Below are 18,639 nucleotides of genomic sequence, written 5' to 3'. Positions count from 1 at the left end.
TAAGGGGAAATATGTTATATACAGCTATTAAACTTATAGAAAGGACTATACTTTTAAGGGTACGAAAGAACAGAGACAGCGAAAATTTCAACGTGCGTTAACAAATTCTATAGCTTGTACAAAAATGCAGTTTAGTACGTTTAACTGTGTCTTTTTGGTTAAATACAAGTCCTTGGTATTAGTCCAATTTTAAGTATGCAACGTTATAATGACTTTTAGAAGTGCTGCTGTACTTTCCTTAAATTGCTAAAACAGCATATTCGTATTATAATACAATATATGTACACTTTTACCGAAGTGTTATTTTTGACACTAAAAAGGGTAAAGATTAAATTATTAATTGCATTTAGACGATAGAGGAGAATAAAATGGCTCATGAAGCTACTAGGCTGGGGAAGCATAGCGCTTATCTATTCAGTAAAAGAGTACTGGATATTATTATTTCGACGCTTGCCCTGCTGATAATGCTCCCCTTGTTTTTGGTAATGTTTATTGTTTACCGTTTTGGAGAAAACAAGGGACCGTTATTTTACAAGCAAGAACGTGTTGGGAAGAATGGAAAAAAGTTTTACATTTATAAATTTCGTTCTATGATTGTTGATGCTGATAAAAAACTTAAGAGTGATAAGAAACTATATAAAATGTATGTTCAAAATAGCTACAAGTTGCCAGCAGAGCTTGATCCAAGGATTACCGCTTTGGGTCGTTTTTTGCGTAAATCTTCAGTTGATGAACTACCACAGTTTATTAATATCTTTAAAGGTGAGATGACATTGATCGGTCCTCGACCAATTATCATGGAAGAGTTGAGTGAATATGGTAATCAAGTAAAGAAGTTTCTTTCTGTAACACCTGGAGCAATGGGGTATTGGCAAGCATCAGGGCGAAGTAATATTGAATATCCTGAAAGGTGCAAATATGAACTTTATTATGTAGATCATGCTTCATTTTTTTTTGATATTAAGATATTATTCAAGAATATCGTTACCATTTTTAAGGGTGATGGAGCTTATTAATGATTCGGTTGAACGGATAGATACTGAGAAAGTTGGATCTGATTGAAAACAGAAATATATATAGTTAGTCATAAGAAAGTAAAAATGCCCAAAGAGAAAATTTATCTCCCAGTACAAGTTGGAGGAAGCTCTGAGAACTTTCAAGGTTTTGAAAGGGACAATACTGGTGAAAACATTGCGCAGAAGAATGCAAATTACTGTGAATTGACTGCTCAATATTGGGCATGGAAAAATCGTAAAGCTGATGTTAAGGGCTTAGTACATTATCGTCGCTATTTTTCAAATGGAAGAACAAGGTTTTTTAGTTCTGCTGATGAAAAGTTAAAGAATGTGCTGACTGCTGAACTGTTAGATAAAATCTTAAGTGATTATGATGCAGTTTTACCTACTAAGAGAAATTATTATATTGAGACATCCTGGTCGCATTATAAGCATGCACATCATATTGAAGGCCTTGAGGCTGCAAGAGAAGTAATCAGGGAAAAATTTCCAGATTATCTTCCAGTTTTTGATGAAGTTGTGCGAAGAAAAAGTGTCCATATGTTTAACATGCTGATTACACGTTCTACTGTGTTTGATGCATATACAAAATGGTTGTTTGAAATTTTGTTTGAAGTCGAAAAAAGGGTGGATATTTCAGATTATTCTGAATATGAAAAAAGAATATTTGGCTTTATCAGTGAAGTTTTACTTGATGTTTGGTTTGAAAAAAATAAAGTTAGTTATAAAGAATTACCAGTAATGTTTATTGGCAAACAACACTGGATTAAAAAAATTACAAGGTTTTTGCTGAGAAAATTTGGGTTAAGTGATAAAACATAGAAAAAACATTCCTTGCGTTAGATCTAGAAATTATCCATGTGCTAATGTAATTTTGGCAAGTCCATAGAGACTTGCTTTTTTGTTTTAAACGACATAATTCTTTTAAGAGGAAAAGAAACAAACTGTTGAAGTATGTTATAAAGTAAAATTAATTAAAGTACAAGAAAGGGAATATTTTCTTGTCGCGTATGAAATCAGAAGTAATATAAGCTGTTGATGAAATGTTTCTCTATGTATTTTTAGACTTGTATTTAAAATAATATATGAGCACTGTGGAATTAGAAACTCATGAATAATTTCTATAATAAGTGCAAAGCTCTTTTTTAATTCTATTTTACTTTTGATGTTATACTGGTAAAATGTTATTCAGTGATGGTGTAAGAGTTTTAAAAATATTATATCCATGAATTGTTATGCTTTTTCACTTATTCAAAATGTCAGTTTAGGCATGGCAGCAAAGACAGCAAAGACAGTTCAATTAAAAATAAAGAAGTTTAAGGGCAGTATTTAAAAATGGAGGTTTAGTTTTATGTCAAAATATTTAGTAATAGGGGCTGGGCTTTTTGGAGCAACTTTTGCCTATGAAGCGGCAAAAAGAGGTAATCGGGTAGATGTCATTGAAAGGCGTAACCATATTGCAGGAAATGTCTATACTAAAAAGATAGATGGCATTCAAGTTCATCAATACGGTGCACATATTTTTCATACTTCAAATAAAAAAGTTTGGGATTATGTAAACCATTTTGCACCTTTTAATCGTTATACGAATAGCCCTGTAGCCAATTATCATGGCGAGATCTATAATCTTCCATTTAATATGAATACTTTTAACAAGTTATGGGGAGTAGTAACTCCGCAACAAGCACAAGAGAAAATTGATGAACAAAGGGCTATTTTAAAGGGTAAGCGGCCTGAAAATCTTGAAGAACAAGCAATTTCACTTGTTGGAACTGATATATATGAAAAGCTTATTAAGGGTTACACGGAAAAACAATGGGGGCACTCTACTAAAGATTTGCCTGCCTTTATTATCAGACGGCTTCCAGTTAGACTAACTTATGATAATAACTACTTTAATGATGACTACCAAGGAATTCCAATTGGCGGCTATACTCAGATTGTGGAAAAGATGCTTGCAAGTGATTTGATTTCTGTGCAAGTAGGTGTAGACTTTTTTGATCGTAAAGAAGAATATTTGAAAGAATATGACCATATTATTTTTACAGGAATGATTGATGAATACTTTGACTATCGACTAGGTGAGCTTGAATATCGCAGCCTGCGTTTTGAATCTGAAGAGCTGGAAACAGATAATTACCAAGGTAATGCTGTGGTTAACTACACAGATGAAAAAACACCATATACTCGTATTATTGAACACAAACATTTTGAATTCGGCAAAGGGGATAAAGGGAAGACAATTATCACACGTGAATATCCAAAGAATTGGCAGCGTGGCGATGAGCCTTACTATCCTGTTAATAATAAAGAAAATAATTTACTCTATAAGCAGTATAAAGAATTAGCTGACAAAGAAGCAGGTAATGTAATCTTTGGCGGACGTTTGGGACAATATCGTTACTATGATATGGACCAAGTTATTAGTGCGGCTTTGAACGTTGTTAAACTCGAACTTGGTGATTAGATGAAAGTTTTTCGTAATTATTTTTATAATGCCGGTTATCAGATACTGGCGATGATCTTGCCGCTGATCACCAGCCCATATATTACACGGGTTTTAGGGAGAAACGGAGTAGGGATCAACTCATTTACGAACTCTTTGATTCAATATTTCGTATTATTCGGCAGCATTGGGATTGGTCTTTATGGTAACCGAGAAATAGCTTTTGTTCGTGATGATAGACAGAAGTTATCCCAGACCTTTTGGGAGATAGCAATTCTTAAAGCTTTAACAGTTACAATAGCATATGCTGTTTTTCTTTTGTTTTTGGTTTTTTATCATGAATACCGCAGTTATATGTTGCTGCAATCTATATATATCATTGCAGCAGGTATAGACATTTCGTGGTTGTTTATGGGACTTGAAGATTTTAAGAAAACAGTTATTCGTAACACTCTAGTGAAAGTTTTATCTGTTATTTTGATTTTTACTTTTGTAAAAGATGCAGGCGATACAGGCAAGTATATTTTGATCCTTGCAGGATCTATCTTTTTCGGTAATTTGACTTTATGGCCATACTTGAAAAAAACAGTTACAGCAGTTGATTGGAAAAAACTAAATATCTTTAAGCATCTACGTCCGGCAGTTATTCTTTTTGTACCGCAGATCGCAATTCAGGTGTATTTGGTACTGAATAAGACAATGCTGGGTTTAATAATTAATTCGGATTATTCTGGCTTTTTTGATCGTTCTGATAATATTGTCAGGGTGGTTCTTTCCTTGGCGACGGCTACTGGAACTGTGATGCTGCCACATGTAGCAAATGCTTTTTCTAAGGGAGACAATAAGCGTGTTAAGTATTACTTGAGTGAGTCTTTTGATTTTGTTTCTTTTTTGACAGTTCCGTTAACTTTCGGTCTAGCTGCATTAGCGGTTAAATTTGCTCCTTGGTTTTATGGAGCGGAATTCCAACCTGTAGGGAATGCAATGATGCTTGAATCTGCGATTATCTTATTGATTGGATGGAGTAATGTAATTGGGCAGCAGTATTTATTACCGACAAATCAAATTAAGAGTTATTCAACTTCAGTTATTATGGGAGCAATTGTTAACATAATTGCAAATGTACCTTTAATTTACCTTTTTGGATTGCAGGGCGCGGTATTTGCCACGGTGTTGTCTGAACTGGCGGTGACGGGCTACCAGTTATGGAAAATTCGGGGGCAAGTTAAATTTAGAGAATTATTTGTTAACGTGCCTAAGTATTTAATTGCCGGAATTATCATGTTTTTGGCAGTTTTTAAAGTTAATAGTATACAGAATTTCGGGATACTCGCAATCTTGATGCAGGTATTATTGGGGACTACTATTTATATAGTTGTACTTTTAATTTTACGGCCAACAATTTTAAAAAAGATTCGCAGTATAATTGAAAACTATAGAGTACGTAAGTAAATAAGGTGGAATCTATGTCTAATATACTAAAGGGAAAATTGAATACTCAAGTTACAAACTTTAATGCATTAAAAAGAGGTTTTTTTTCGGAAAGACTCTATGTTTTTTCATTCATGCTCTATTTAGCAGCAAACTTTATAAATATGACCATGTTTGGCCATTCTAATCCGTTATTTTGGGTTCTTGCACCTCGCCTAATAGAGTTGGCAGGATTGCTGGTGGCTGCAAAGATTTTTATCTTTGATGGCTGGAAAGCAGAAAAACTGCTTATATTTACATTGTTAGGGATTATTTTCTGGGAAATTTGTAAAAGCTCCGGAGAATTTTATTATTTCTATTACTATCTATTTATTCTAGGAGCAAAAAATATTCGTCTTGAACGGCTGCTTAAGGTTTTCCTCTTTACAATTGCAGGGTTGCTGCTGATTACAATTGCAGCTTCGCTGACGGGTTTAATTATTAATTTGTCAATTGGTCGTCATATGGAAGCAACTGTCAGGTATGCGCTTGGAACTATATATCCTACAGATTTAGCAGCCAGAGTATTCTACTTGCTACTGGCATACGTGATGCTTAAACGTTTTCATTTTAGCCTTGCTGAATATGTCTCATGGATAGCAATTACTGTTATTACATACGCTGTTACCGATACTAGGTTAGATTTAGCCTTAATGGTACTGGTTTTATTGCTAGTTGCTTTTTATAAAAGGGTTGTTCAACTTCTGGAGTACCTTGGCAGTAAGACAGTCGCTGCTATTTTAGGAGCCTTTGTTTTTGTTAACATCATATTAGCGTATACTTTTATCCCACATAATCATTTTTTTGAAATAGCTAATAAACTGCTTTCGGGTCGGTTAACTTATGGACATGTTGCTTTTCAAAATTATAATGTTCCCTTTTTCGGACAATATGTTTTTCAAATGGGGAATGGCGGTTTACATGAGACGCCGTTTCAATATTTTTATATTGATTCTTCGTTTATCCGTGTTTTAATGATGGAAGGCTTTTTGGCATTTGTTGCTCTTGGATTTCTTTTTTATATCTGTTACAGACGCTTTTTTAAAGTAAAAGCTTATCCGCTTGTGATTGGAATGGCCTTGCTGATTTTAAGTTCTGTAATTGATCAGCATTTACTTGAACTTGCTTTTAATGTTTTGTTCTTGGGGGCGTTGGCAGACCTCACTTATTGGTCACACGCTGAGTATTAAGTGCAGAATTACTACATTGAAAAAGTCTAGATATTTGTGTTAAAAGAATAAATAAAAACGTTTACTGTTTTTAACAAAAAACTGTCTTGTTTAATTGTTATTTATGTGATTTTTTTGAAAATAGGTAAAGTAACGACTTAATTTCAAGTGAGTAAGAGGGAAATAAGAAATGATTGTTAATGATAATGAAGCAGTAAAAAAGATTGCTCCTTCTAAAAATTTGACCAGAGAACAGCTGAACCTAAAAAAAGAAATACTTGCTTTTTGCGAAAAACAGCACAATTGCGATAGAAAACGCATTTTCATTGTCGAAGGCAACGCTGGAACAGGGAAAAGCCTAGTGATGAGTTCTCTTTTTTCACAATTGCAAAAAAAAGTCAAAGTTCAAAAGGAATCTGGACTTTACAATACTAAAAATTATTTATTGGTTAATCATCCGGAAATGTTAAAGCTGTACAAAAATGTTGCCGGTACTGATCATTACCTTTTAAAAAAAGAATTTGAGCGGCCAACAACTTTTATTAATAGAATGGAAAAAGAAGGAAAAACGGCAGATATTGTTTTGATAGATGAAGCTCACCTGCTTTTAACTAAAAAAGACCGCTATAATCACTTTGAACATGACAATCAGTTGGAGGAAATTATTAAATACAGCCGGGTCATTATTTTGGTCTTTGATGTTAATCAAGTTTTAAAGGGAAAAAGCTTATGGACTTCTAAAAGGCTTGCACAGATAACAAAAAGCTGTGACGTGCAGATTTTTAAGCTGACTGCGCAGTTTAGAGTACAAGCTGAACCTGATGTTAAAAAGTGGCTTACAGCATTTACGAATAAAATGATCATGCCATTTCCGCATAAACAGAAATTTGATTTCCGTATTGTGGATAATGCTCAGCAAATGTATACATTAATTAAGAAACATGACCGTGAAGTAGGTTTAAGCAGATTACTTGCTACATACGATTATCCTTATCGCTTAGATGGTAAAGATTATTTTGTTACAGCTGGTAACCTGAGGATTCGTTGGGATAGAAGTAAGCCTACTGAAAAACTGCCGTGGGCAGAACGAAAAGATACTGTAGCTGAAGTCGGATCCGTTTATACAATACAAGGTTTCGATCTTAACTATGCAGGTGTAATTCTCGGTCCAAGTGTGAGTTATGACGAACAAAGAAATTGTTTACTGTTGAGGCCTGAGTTTTATGAGGATCAGGCTGCATTTAATGGATTGAAGCAGCAGGCAGATTCAACAGAAAAACTGCAAAAATTTAAAGAGCAAGTTATGCTGAATGCTATGTATGTCTTGTTGACTCGTGCACGCAAGGGGCTTTATATTTTTGCAGCTGATGAAAAGTTGCGGACAAAACTTATGAAACTGAAAACCATCTGATTTAGAGTACACGATTTTGACATTGTACTATGGTAATACTAAGGGTAAAGGTATATTACCTATTTTGTATGTGTTAAGTATTAACTGTTATTATCAGTTTTGATTGACGTTTTTGACACAATATTGCAAGATAATTAAAAAGAGCTATGGCAAAATTCATGTTTTGTCATAGTTCTTTGAGTTTGTATTAGAGGCTAAATAAGCCTAAAGTTCTGCAGGTTCTTCATTTTCGGATAAGGTAATTATTCCCACCGCATTAAGCCCGGTATGCGTCATAATAATCGGGCTTGTTAAATTCTCCAGGAAAGCTGCATTCTTGTTGCCATTAAGGAGTGTTTGTCTGATGCGGTCTAGAAAATCTTTATCTGCATCAACATGAGAAAGTGCGAGATCAAGAATCGGATTTTTTTCTGAATGGTAAGCAGCAAGCTTTTCGTAAAATTTAACAAAAGTTTTGCGGCTGCGTCCTTTAACGACTACGTCCAGACTTTTTTCACGCAATTCAACTATCACTTTTAAATTAATCAATTTAGTTACAGCTCCGGCAAAGCGGCTGACTCTCCCTCCTTTTACAAGGTAATCAAGACTATCAATTAAAACATTCACGCGGGTTTTTTTAAAGATCTCAAGACAGTGTTTTTGTATTTCAGGAATTGTTTTCCCGTCTTGGATATCCTTGGCAGCCGCAAGTACCTGATAAGCAAGCCCTCGATCTGTTGATTTGCTATTGATAACAGTGACCGCTGTTTGAGACATTTTAGCCGCTGTTTGTGCTGTTTCAAATGTCCCGCTAAGAACGTCGGAAAGAACAATTGCCAATACTTCGCTGCCATCAGCACCTAGTTTATCATATGTTTCGACGAATTTTCCTAAAGCAGGCTGACTTGTTTTAGGAAACTTTTTGTCGTGGAGCTGAGAGATAAGTTCTGCACGTGTAATATCAACGCCATCGATATATGTTTTACCTTCAATTTCAATAGAAAGAGGAATAATATGGATGTTATACTTCTTTATTTCTTCAGCTGTTAATTGTACAGATGAATCAGTTAGTATTTTTATGGCTTTTGTCATTCTCGTTAAACTCCTTAGTTCGTGGTTTCCAGTCTTGAAAATTAATTTTACATGTTTATTATACACGTTATAGTTTGGTATTCAACCAAACATAAAACGTATGTCTAGGTATGATACACTTACGTTAACTAAAGTATACCAGAAATAAAAGTTGAACACAGTTTTTTGTATTCTTATAAAACGAAAAAAAACGGTATGTTCTGTTAAGAACATACCGTTTAGGTAAGTGCAAAAGTAAATATGCTTGGGGAGCATTTTGTTTACACTTACGTTGTAAGGTTCAACGAATTTTTTTAGGGGGAAAATTATTTGAACCTTACTAGGAAAGGGAAAGATATATTTACTAGGTTACAAATAAATAATACTGCTAAAATATGAATTATTTATGATGATACATTTTAATTTTTATTAAAGTATTAAAGAAATGTAAAAGATTGCGGTGTTTTTTCTAAAACAGTTTTAGTGGAACAAGTATAGCTTATTTGGGGCAAAAAAGTGTAACACTTTCCAACTTGTTTTGTGAGAGAATAAGACTTGAATATGGAGGGGTAGAAGTGGATAAACAGGATATTTTTGAAAATGGATCAATTGATATTTATAACGCGCAGCAAAATAATCTGCAGCATGTCAACCTTAAGATTCCTAAAAAGAAAATCAGTGTCTTTGTAGGCTTGTCCGGTTCAGGCAAATCATCACTTGTATTTGACACTTTAGCTGCACTTTCAAGAAGGGAATTGAATGAAACTTTTCCTAGTTTTACTCAGCAGTATCTGCCAAAATTTGGTCAGCCGCATGTCCAAAAGATTAACAATTTACCGGTTGCTCTTGTGATAGAACAAAAAAAACTGGCTGGCAATGCCCGTTCTACGGTTGCAACCTATACTGGAATATACTCATTGCTGCGTCTGCTTTATTCACGTATCGGGCAGCCTTTTTCAGGTTATTCAGATACATTTTCTTTTAACTTGCCCCAGGGAATGTGCCCGCGGTGTGAAGGCTTGGGGTATATCGATGATATTGATGAACATAAGCTTATTGACTTGCAAAAGTCGCTCAATGAAGGCGCAATTACATTTGTCAGTTTTGGACCGCAGACTTGGCGTTGGAAACGATATGCTAACAGTGGGCTCTTTGATAATGATAAACCGATTGCTCAGTATACGGATGAGGAATATGAACTGCTGATGCATGCTCCTCAGCAAAAATTGAAAAATCCCCCAGCTTCTTGGTATAAATCTGCTAAATATGAGGGACTGGTTCCACGGATTAAACGTTCTATTCTATACAGTAAAGAAGGCAAACATCATCAGGCAGCGATTAATGATGTTGTTACAAAGCGCACTTGTCCTCTATGTCATGGAGCAAGGCTCAAAAAAGAATCATTGACATGTCATATCCAGGGCAAGAATATTGCTGAAGTCTCACAATTAGACTTAGTCGAGCTACTTAAATTTCTTGATCACATCCAAGCGCCTCTTGCTGCAGAAGTGATTCGTCAGCTACAAACTAAGGTTCAGGCACTTATTGATATTGGGCTGGGATATTTAACTCTTGCACGTCAAACAGGAACTCTTTCAGGTGGCGAGGCTCAAAGAATAAAGATTGCCAAGTATTTAACGAGCTCGCTTTCTGACCTTGTTTACGTATTGGATGAACCAAGTGTGGGATTGCATCCTCATGATATCAAGTTGTTGGAACGTGCTTTGAAGAAGCTGAAAAATAATGGAAATACAATTATTATTGTTGAGCATAATCCTGCTGTTATTGCTTTTGCAGACTATGTTGTTGAATTGGGTCCTGCTGCCGGCAGGGATGGCGGAGAGCTCACTTTTAAGGGTACTCTTCAAGAAATGCTTTCTTCCGATTGTTTAACAGCCCGATGGTTAAAAAAAGAAAAGCAGTTTACTGGAAAAAGAAAAATTTCAAGAGTATTGCGCTTGTCGAATGTTAGATTGCATAATCTTAAGGGAATAGATGTTGATGTTCCTTTAGGAGTTATGACTGTTATTTCAGGTGTAGCCGGTTCAGGGAAAAGTTCTCTGGTAGCTGCCATTAAGAAAAAATTAAAGCAGCCATACGTCGATTTTTCACAGAATCGTGTTGGAATTAACATTCGTTCTACACCGGTAACTTATCTTGATATTTTGCCTGCTATTAGAAAGCTGTTCGGTGCAGCTAATAAAGTTTCGACCCAACTTTTTAGTTATAATAGCAAGGGAGCATGCCCAAGGTGCAAAGGCAAGGGTGTGACAATTACCAACATGGCTTTTATGGACCCTGTTGTTCAGATATGTGAACTATGCAAAGGTAAAAGATATAGTAAAGAGGCGCTGAGATATCACTATCAGGGTAAAGATATTGCAGAAGTTTTGCATTTTTCTGTAAGGGAAGCTCTGGAATTTTTTGCAGAAGAAGAGCTGATCAGTAACAAATTAATCCAATTAAAACGAGTTGGCTTAGATTATTTAACACTTGAGCAGCCCCTCACTACCTTATCCGGAGGAGAGCTGCAGCGGTTAAAGCTGGCATTTGAACTTGACAACAAAGGGGAGATCTATCTCTTTGATGAACCTACTGCTGGTTTGCACATGAAGGATATCGCCAAACTTTTGCGGTTGTTTAATGAACTTGTAGCTCAAGGGAATTCTGTTGTTTTGATTGAACATAATTTAGACGTCATTATGGCAGCAGATTGGCTGATTGATATTGGCCCAGGAGCAGGAGCCTATGGTGGCAAGTTGATGTACAGCGGTAAGCCGCAAGATTCAATGGAAGCTGAACTTTCACGTACTGGAGCAGCACTCAGAGAATACTGCAAATAGTTGTTTTGACATGCTGTGTACTTTTAACATGTTTTCAGGATATTTTAAGAGATAAAAATGTGATAAAAACGAGCATTAATAGCAACTTCTGCTGTGCATAATTAGTGTTTAGAAGATAAGTTTGAATGTCTGAAGCATGCAGGTTTTTCAAAATAAAAAAAGAGGCCGGATCAAAATTACATTCTGATCCAGTCTCTTTTAATATAGATTTTTTTAACGCTTTTTTCAAAATAAAATTATTTGTACTATTTAAATAGTTAACATCACAGCTTATTAGAATAATGCGCCGGCAGCATTTCCAAGGTCTGGTTTATCAACAGAAACGATCAGCTTTTCGTTAACAAAAGCGTTTAAGCCCAAACTGCTCATTTCACGTCCATAACCGGAACGTTTGATACCGCCAAATGGAAGTTCAGGAAGAGTATATAAAACTGTGTTGACAAAAACCATTCCTGTTTCAATTTGGCTTGCAACTTCTTCACCATGTTTAGGATCACCGGCAAAAACAATCCCGCCAAGACCGTAATGAGAATCACTAGCTAATTTGATTGCTTCCTCTTCACTTGAAACGCGATAAACTTGTGCAACCGGTCCAAACATTTCTTCGTAATATGCCGGATTGTCTTGAGTAATATCCGTCAGGATAGTAGGTTCAAAAAATTGTCCGGGAAGGTCGATTGGGTGATTTCCTTGATAAAGTTTTGCACCAGCAGCAATTGCGTCATCAACCTGCTTTTGCAGCTTCTGTTTTGCAGCTGCCGTTGATAAAGGAGCCAGTGTAGTCTTTTCGTTCATCGGGTCACCAGGTTTTAACTGTTTGAAATCTTCACCCAGACGTTTTAAGAATTCATCATATAAATTATCTGCAACGATAAATCGTTTTGATGAGGTGCAGACTTGTCCGGCATTATAAGCTCTTGCCCGCTTAGCAACTTTGAGTACCTGATCAAGATCGGCATCATTTAAGATGACAAAGGCATCATTTCCACCTAGTTCCATGGACGATTTTTTCAGATATTTTCCAGCAGCTTCTGCAACGACACTACCGCCTTGTTCTGAGCCGGTCAAGGCAACTCCTTGGACACGTGGGTCTGCAATTACCTTGGTTACTTGTTCATGACTGAGGAAAAGATTAGTAAAGCTTCCAGCCGGAGCACCTGCGTCATTAACAACCTTTTCAAATGCTGCTGCTGAACTTGGTGTATTTGAAGAATGCTTTAAAATCATAGGATTTCCAACCATGTAGTTAGGCGCAAAAACACGCATAATTTGATAGTAAGGAAAGTTCCATGGTTCAACCATCAATAGGACACCTAAAGAATCTTTTTCGACATGTGCGTTTCCAGCCTTTGAGGATAGAGATGTCGGTTTGAGCATTTCAGCACCATGATCGGCAAAATAGTCAGCAATGATCGCACATAATTCGACTTCTCCACGAGCTTCATTGATTAACTTTCCCATGTCGATAACAAGGACTTTAGCAAGCTTTTCTGAGTTTTTGCGCAATAGTGCTGCAATTTTGTGCAGCATTTCAGCACGGTTTGCAGCCGGTTCTTTGCGCCACTCCCGGTAGAGTTTATCCCCCTTTTTTAAAGTTGTTTCAATTTCTGAAGCAGATGCGGTCGGATATTCTTTAACTACTTCGTTTGTATATGGATTAATAGTTTTATAAGCCAATAAAAAAACCCCCTCTTGGTTATTTATTCCAGTTTCAGTATATGACCAACTATTTTTCAAAAGCAAATTATTAGTTTGATAATAATAAAGGCATAGAATAGTAGTAAGACAAATACTATATGCCGTTTACAAATAGATAGTAATATAATTAATGGATGAGGTCAATATTATTTTTGGATGAATTTTATTTTTTATTGGGAGGTACCAATTTTGAAAAGAGAATGGTTGCAGCAATTACCTTTAAAAAACATTGTGAATGTTCAAGCAGTCGGAGGCGGGGATGTTAATCAGGCTTATCGTGTACAAACCAAAGAGAAGACTTACTTTCTTTTGGTTCAGCCACAGGCCGACAAGTCTTTTTATGAAGGTGAGATAGCGGGGCTGAATGATTTCAAAAGGGCTGGAGTTTTAGCTCCTGAAGTTATTGCAAATGGCCGTATTAACAGCGATGCATACCTTCTTTTAAATTATTTGGAACAGGGCAATGGATCACAAGCTGACCTGGGTAGACTTGTTGCAAAATTGCATCAGGTGAAAAGCCCTAATAGTAAATTCGGCTACTCTTTCCCATACTCTGGTTCCAGTATCACACTTGACAATACGTGGAGTACTTCTTGGATAGAGTTATTTGTTGGAAAACGTCTAGATGTTTTAGCAGCAGCAATAGAGCGAAAAGGGTTATGGAATGAGGAAGATAAAAATTTTTATTTACAAATCAGACCTAAGATTATCCATCTTCTTGAAGAGCATCATAGTCAGCCGGTTTTGCTTCATGGAGATCTCTGGGGTGGGAATTATCTTTTCTTAGCGGACAAACGCCCGGCCCTGATTGATCCCGCTGCTTTTTTTGGCGATCGTGAATTTGATATCGGTGTCACTACCGTTTTTGGTGGATTTAGTAAGCAATTTTATCAGTCTTACATGAAAGTATTACCTCTTACAAAAGGATACGAACAACGTTTAGACTTATACCGTTTATATTATTTAATGCTTCACTTGAACAAATTTGGTTCCAGTTATGCTGGAGGTGTGACACGTCTACTGCAGGAAATTAAAACAAGTTAATTATTTATAAAATAACAGAACGGTTCAAGATTGCTTTAATAGATGATTTCATTTATAATGACACCTTGTCACATGACGGTTTGCCATTTTTAAAAAGTAGGTGTAGTAATGCCCAAAGAAACATTTTTTCGCTTAGATCCTGCAAAGAAAAGGCAGCTCTTTGTTGCGATTAAGGACGAATTTTCGCGCAGGAGTTTTGCAGCTTCTTCAATTAGTGAAATTGTGAAAAATGCAAAAATAGCACGCGGCAGTTTTTATCAGTATTTTGAAGATAAATTAGACTGCTACTTGTATTTTGCAGAAATACTTCAAAAAAAACGCAGACAGCTCTTTGCTGATTTGCTTATGCAAGAACAAGGAGATCTTTTTGCAGCAGCACGTTTATTTTTTGAAAAAAGTATTTATGATGTAACTTCTGGACCATACGCACAATATTACCGTGTAATGACAGAGGCACATGACTATCGTTTATACTGGCAGCAGCATCTGGTTCATAATGATAAATACGGCGGAGCAACTTTAAAAATGTTTGAGTTAACTAAAACTGAAAAATTGCGAATTTCTGATTATGAAGAATACAGTTATTTGCTGGAACTAATTTACAGTATTTTTTTTAGAACAATTAGACAGCATTTTCAAAAACAATATGCAGGACAAAAAGATACACCAATTCAAATGAAAGAATACTGTTTTTTGTTATTAGACTGGCTTGAAAATGGAGTGAAATGTCTGAACAATACAAAGCAGTAAAGGGAGTGGATAAATGTTTAAACTAGCTAAGAAAAGGCTATCATCTCTAGCGGTTTTGGGGGCGGCTTTATTTATGATTATTCAAGTTTTTTGCGACTTGCAGCTTCCAACAATTACTTCTGATATGATCAACAAGGGAGTGGCTACTGGGAATACAGATTACATCTGGCACAGCGGCGGTTTAATGTTATTGCTTGCTCTAATCGGGGTATTGGCGGCAGCTGGCAATGTTTTTTTTGCTGCTACGCAGGCGCAAAAATTGGGTTCAAAGTTACGTGAAGAGCTTTTTTCTAAAGTTTTACATTTTGGAAACTTTGAGATGGATCAGCTGGGCTCTTCATCTCTAATTACGCGCACTACAAATGATGTTTTACAGATTCAAAATGTAATGGTTATGATCTTAAGAATGATGATTCAAGCACCGATTATGCTGGTTGGCGCAGGAATCATGGCTTATATCAGTGAAAAAAAGTTAACACTCGTTTTTCTTATTTCTATCCCAGTATTATTACTTGCTATTATAAGCATCATGTATTTTGCAGTTCCGCTATTTAAAAGTTTGCAAAAAAGAATAGATAGGATAAATCTGGTGTTTCGTGAAGGCTTGACTGGTGTCAGGGTGATCCGTGCGTTTTGTCAAGATCATTTTGAACAAGATAGGTTTAAACAGGCAAATAGTTCCTATACGGATACGGCCATCAAAGCATTCAGTCTGGTTTCATTGATGTTTCCTTTAATGATCCTTATTTTAAATTTTACTAATATCGGAATTATTTGGACCGGGGGAAATTTAATTGCGACTAATAGTATGGAAGTGGGAAATCTGGTTTCGTTTATGACCTACGCAGCTATGATCCTCTTTAGTTTTATGATGCTTTCTATGATCTTTGTTTTTATCCCTCGTGCTCAAGCAGCAGCTGTACGAATTAATGAGGTCCTTGACACTGACTTTTCGATTATTGATGTGTCCGCTCCTAAAAAATTTCCGAAGAAAAAGGTGCATACTTTGGAATTCAAACAGGTTGATTTCAGATACGAAAACGCTGAAAAGAAAGTCTTGCAAAATGTTAATTTTCGGCTGACTTCTGGACAGACACTAGCAATCCTAGGCGGTACCGGATCCGGTAAGTCGACATTGGTAAACTTGCTGCCACGTTTATACGATATTGAAAGTGGTGTAATTTTATTTGATGGAAATGACATCTCAAAGAGCAGGCAAAGTGATTTGCGAAAAATTATTTCGTTTGTACAACAGAGGGCGGTACTTTTTAAGGGAACTATTCGCAGCAACTTATATTTTGGAAAACCGGATGCAAGTGATGAGGAGATGTGGCATGCGCTCGAAGTAGCACAAGCTAAAGACTTTGTTAAGGAACTGCCAGAAGGTTTAGACGCTGGTGTTGAACAAAATGGCGCGAACTTTTCAGGAGGACAAAGACAAAGGCTAGCGATTGCACGAGCATTAATTAAGCCCGCTGACGTCTATATTTTTGATGATTCTTTTTCTGCATTAGATTTTAAAACAGATGCTAAATTGCGCCAAGCCTTGAAGGCTGATCCTCATACCAGTGAAAGTATTGTTATTATAGTTGCTCAAAGAATTGCAACTGTTACACAAGCAGACTTAATCTTAGTTCTGGATGAAGGACGAGTAGTAGGGTTAGGGAACCACCAACAATTAAAAGCTGGTAATGAAACTTACCGTGAAATCATGCATTCTCAGCTGAAAGAGGAGGAGATATAATGCCGCAGCATGGAGGACCAGCACGAAACATTGGAAGAACAGTCGATAAGCCTAAAAATTTTTGGCAAACGGCATGGCGCTTATGCAAATATATGGCTCCTTGGAAATGGTTCTTATTTTTTGTATTTGTATTTGCAATCGGTTCTGTTATTTTTCAGATTATTTCGCCTAAAATATTGGGAGAAGCAACTACTGAAATCTTCAATAGTGTGATTAAGTACCGTCGGATGCAAGCAAATGGTCAAGGAGGACCGATTCCAATTAACTTCGACAAGATCAAGGGGATCTTACTGACTGTTGGGATAATGTATTTTCTTTCAGCGGGGTTAGGGCTTTTTCAGCAACTGATTATGGCCAATATCTCACAAAAAATTGTCTTCAGATTACGTGCAGACCTGAAAGATAAGTTGCAGCGTCTGCCGATTAGCTATTATGATACGCATTCTAATGGCGATATTATGTCTCGTGCTGTTAATGACATGGATAATATTGCAGGAACACTGCAGCAAAGCCTTGCACAGATGGTAACCAGTGTAGTAACTTTTTTTGGGGTATTACTGATGATGTTTACCATCAGCTGGCAGTTGACACTCATAGCATGTATAACTGTTCCAATGGCTATTCTAGTGATCGCAATAATTGCACCACGTTCACAGAAATATTTTGCGAAGCAGCAGAAAAGTTTAGGCCTTTTGAATGATCAGGTTGAGGAAAGCTATGCAGGGCATACAGTTTTAAAGACCTTTAATAAAGAAGAAGATAGTTTAAAAAAATTTAGTAAACAAAATGCGCTTTATTATAAATCTTCTTGGAAAGCACAGTTTATTTCCGGCTTGATTATGCCGGTAATGAATTTTGTGAAGAACCTAGGCTACGTTTTTGTAGCCGTAGTTGGTGGAGTTAATGTAGCTAAAGGCAACTTAACTTTGGGTAATGTACAGGCTTTTTTGCAATATGTTAATCAGTTTACTCAGCCCATTACTCAGATTGCAAATATTGCCAATACCATTCAGGCAACGGTTGCTTCTGCGGAACGAATTTTTCAAGTTCTTGATGAAGAAGAGATGGAAAAGGGCAAAAATTTACAGCCCGATCAAACGGATTCGGATTATAAAATTGAGTTTTCAAATGCAGCTTTTGGTTATCAGGGTAAGCAGCAGCTCATCAAAAACATGAACCTTGCAGTTGCTGAAGGTGAAAAGATAGCGATTGTGGGGCCAACGGGAGCTGGGAAAACCACACTGGTCAACTTATTAGAACGTTTTTACGACATCCAAGAAGGAACTTTACGCTTAGACGGTCGTGAGACACGAAGCCTTCCTAGAAGTGAAGTACGCAAACATTTTGCAATGGTTCTTCAGGATACTTGGCTTTTTACAGGAACCATTTACGATAACATTAAATATGGCAGAGAGGGTGCTGGCAAAGAAGAAGTTTTGAAAGCAGCCAAGGCAGCTCATGCTGATTCGTTTATCCGCCAGCTCCCTAAGGGCTACAAAACTATCTTGAACGAAGAAGCTTCTAACATTTCACAAGGACAGCGACAATTGCTGACAATTGCACGTGCGTTTTTAGCTGATCCTGAAATCTTGATTTTAGATGAAGCAACAAGTTCAGTGGATACTAGAACCGAAACCTTGATCCAAAAGGCTATGAATAAATTACTCAAGGGAAGAACCAGCTTTGTTGTTGCACACCGTCTTTCAACAATTCGGGATGCTGATAAAATTATTGTAATGAACCATGGTGCAATTATTGAAGCTGGAAATCATGATGCATTAATGCATAAGAATGGTTTCTATGCAGATTTATATAATAGTCAATTTACAACTAGTCCAGTATAAAAACAGGACAAAAAACTCCAGTTAATATGACGGCTTTAAGTCAGAGTGAACAAACACTCATATTGTCATAGCAACTGGAGTTTTTGCGATTTTAAAGTTAATTTGTAATTTAGACATGGGACAACTAATTACTGTTGTTCTTATGAAATATCTG

At 36.4% G+C, this 18,639-nt stretch carries 13 protein-coding genes; 11 read left to right on the top strand and 2 right to left on the bottom strand.

From position 1 onward, the window contains the following. Positions 1–368: 368 nt before the first annotated feature. The 6 genes from FD46_RS01850 to FD46_RS01825 all read left to right on the top strand — a co-directional run bounded on the left by FD46_RS01850 (position 369) and on the right by FD46_RS01825 (position 7,512). Positions 369–1,016 (top strand): sugar transferase, encoded by a 648-nt coding sequence (locus FD46_RS01850; RefSeq protein ID WP_057895485.1) that lies wholly within the window; start codon positions 369–371, stop codon positions 1,014–1,016. Positions 1,017–1,100: 84 nt separating this feature from the next. After that, positions 1,101–1,838, top strand: coding sequence for a DUF4422 domain-containing protein (locus tag FD46_RS01845; protein WP_057895484.1), 738 nt, complete (start codon positions 1,101–1,103; stop codon positions 1,836–1,838). A 529-nt stretch (positions 1,839–2,367) separates the two neighbouring features. Then, positions 2,368–3,483: a UDP-galactopyranose mutase gene (gene glf / locus FD46_RS01840; protein WP_057895483.1), complete on the top strand. Its 1,116-nt coding sequence runs from the start codon at positions 2,368–2,370 to the stop codon at positions 3,481–3,483. Next, on the top strand, positions 3,484–4,914 hold the full coding sequence (locus tag FD46_RS01835; RefSeq protein ID WP_057895482.1) for an oligosaccharide flippase family protein: 1,431 nt from the start codon (positions 3,484–3,486) through the stop codon (positions 4,912–4,914). 14 nt (positions 4,915–4,928) lie between these two features. Continuing rightward, positions 4,929–6,122 (top strand): hypothetical protein, encoded by a 1,194-nt coding sequence (locus tag FD46_RS01830; protein ID WP_057895481.1) that lies wholly within the window; start codon positions 4,929–4,931, stop codon positions 6,120–6,122. Positions 6,123–6,291: 169 nt separating this feature from the next. Next, positions 6,292–7,512: a DUF2075 domain-containing protein gene (locus FD46_RS01825; protein WP_057895480.1), complete on the top strand. Its 1,221-nt coding sequence runs from the start codon at positions 6,292–6,294 to the stop codon at positions 7,510–7,512. Between the two features lie 204 nt (positions 7,513–7,716). On the opposite strand, the gene FD46_RS01820 is transcribed toward FD46_RS01825, so the two are convergent. Then, positions 7,717–8,583: a DegV family protein gene (locus FD46_RS01820; protein ID WP_057895479.1), complete on the bottom strand. Its 867-nt coding sequence runs from the start codon at positions 8,581–8,583 to the stop codon at positions 7,717–7,719. 554 nt (positions 8,584–9,137) lie between these two features. Here FD46_RS01820 and FD46_RS01815 point away from each other — a divergent pair. After that, positions 9,138–11,405, top strand: coding sequence for an ATP-binding cassette domain-containing protein (locus tag FD46_RS01815; RefSeq protein WP_235805526.1), 2,268 nt, complete (start codon positions 9,138–9,140; stop codon positions 11,403–11,405). A gap of 273 nt (positions 11,406–11,678) precedes the next feature. Here FD46_RS01815 and FD46_RS01810 read toward each other — a convergent pair whose 3' ends face one another. Continuing rightward, entirely contained in the window at positions 11,679–13,082 is a 1,404-nt protein-coding gene (locus FD46_RS01810) for an NAD-dependent succinate-semialdehyde dehydrogenase (protein WP_057895478.1), read from the bottom strand. Positions 13,083–13,289: 207 nt separating this feature from the next. Here FD46_RS01810 and FD46_RS01805 point away from each other — a divergent pair, with 207 nt between their 5' ends. From FD46_RS01805 to FD46_RS01790, 4 genes are all read left to right on the top strand, one after another. Beyond that, the gene (locus FD46_RS01805) at positions 13,290–14,147 is read left to right on the top strand and encodes a fructosamine kinase family protein (RefSeq protein WP_187329010.1); all 858 of its coding nucleotides are present in this window, start codon (positions 13,290–13,292) and stop codon (positions 14,145–14,147) included. Between the two features lie 108 nt (positions 14,148–14,255). Continuing rightward, complete coding sequence (locus FD46_RS01800) at positions 14,256–14,897, top strand: TetR/AcrR family transcriptional regulator (protein WP_057895476.1); 642 nt, start codon at positions 14,256–14,258, stop codon at positions 14,895–14,897. Positions 14,898–14,910: 13 nt separating this feature from the next. Beyond that, positions 14,911–16,641: an ABC transporter ATP-binding protein gene (locus FD46_RS01795; RefSeq protein ID WP_057895475.1), complete on the top strand. Its 1,731-nt coding sequence runs from the start codon at positions 14,911–14,913 to the stop codon at positions 16,639–16,641. Next, positions 16,641–18,485 carry an ABC transporter ATP-binding protein gene (locus FD46_RS01790; protein WP_057895474.1) on the top strand — a complete coding sequence of 615 codons (1,845 nt, stop codon included), beginning with the start codon at positions 16,641–16,643 and terminating at the stop codon, positions 18,483–18,485. The genes FD46_RS01795 and FD46_RS01790 overlap by 1 nt, the downstream gene beginning before the upstream one ends. Positions 18,486–18,639 lie beyond the last annotated feature (154 nt).

It is taken from the genome of Liquorilactobacillus oeni DSM 19972, assembly GCF_001436275.1.
GTDB lineage: Bacteria > Bacillota > Bacilli > Lactobacillales > Lactobacillaceae > Liquorilactobacillus > Liquorilactobacillus oeni.
This window is presented reverse-complemented; position numbering and strand designations above follow the sequence as displayed.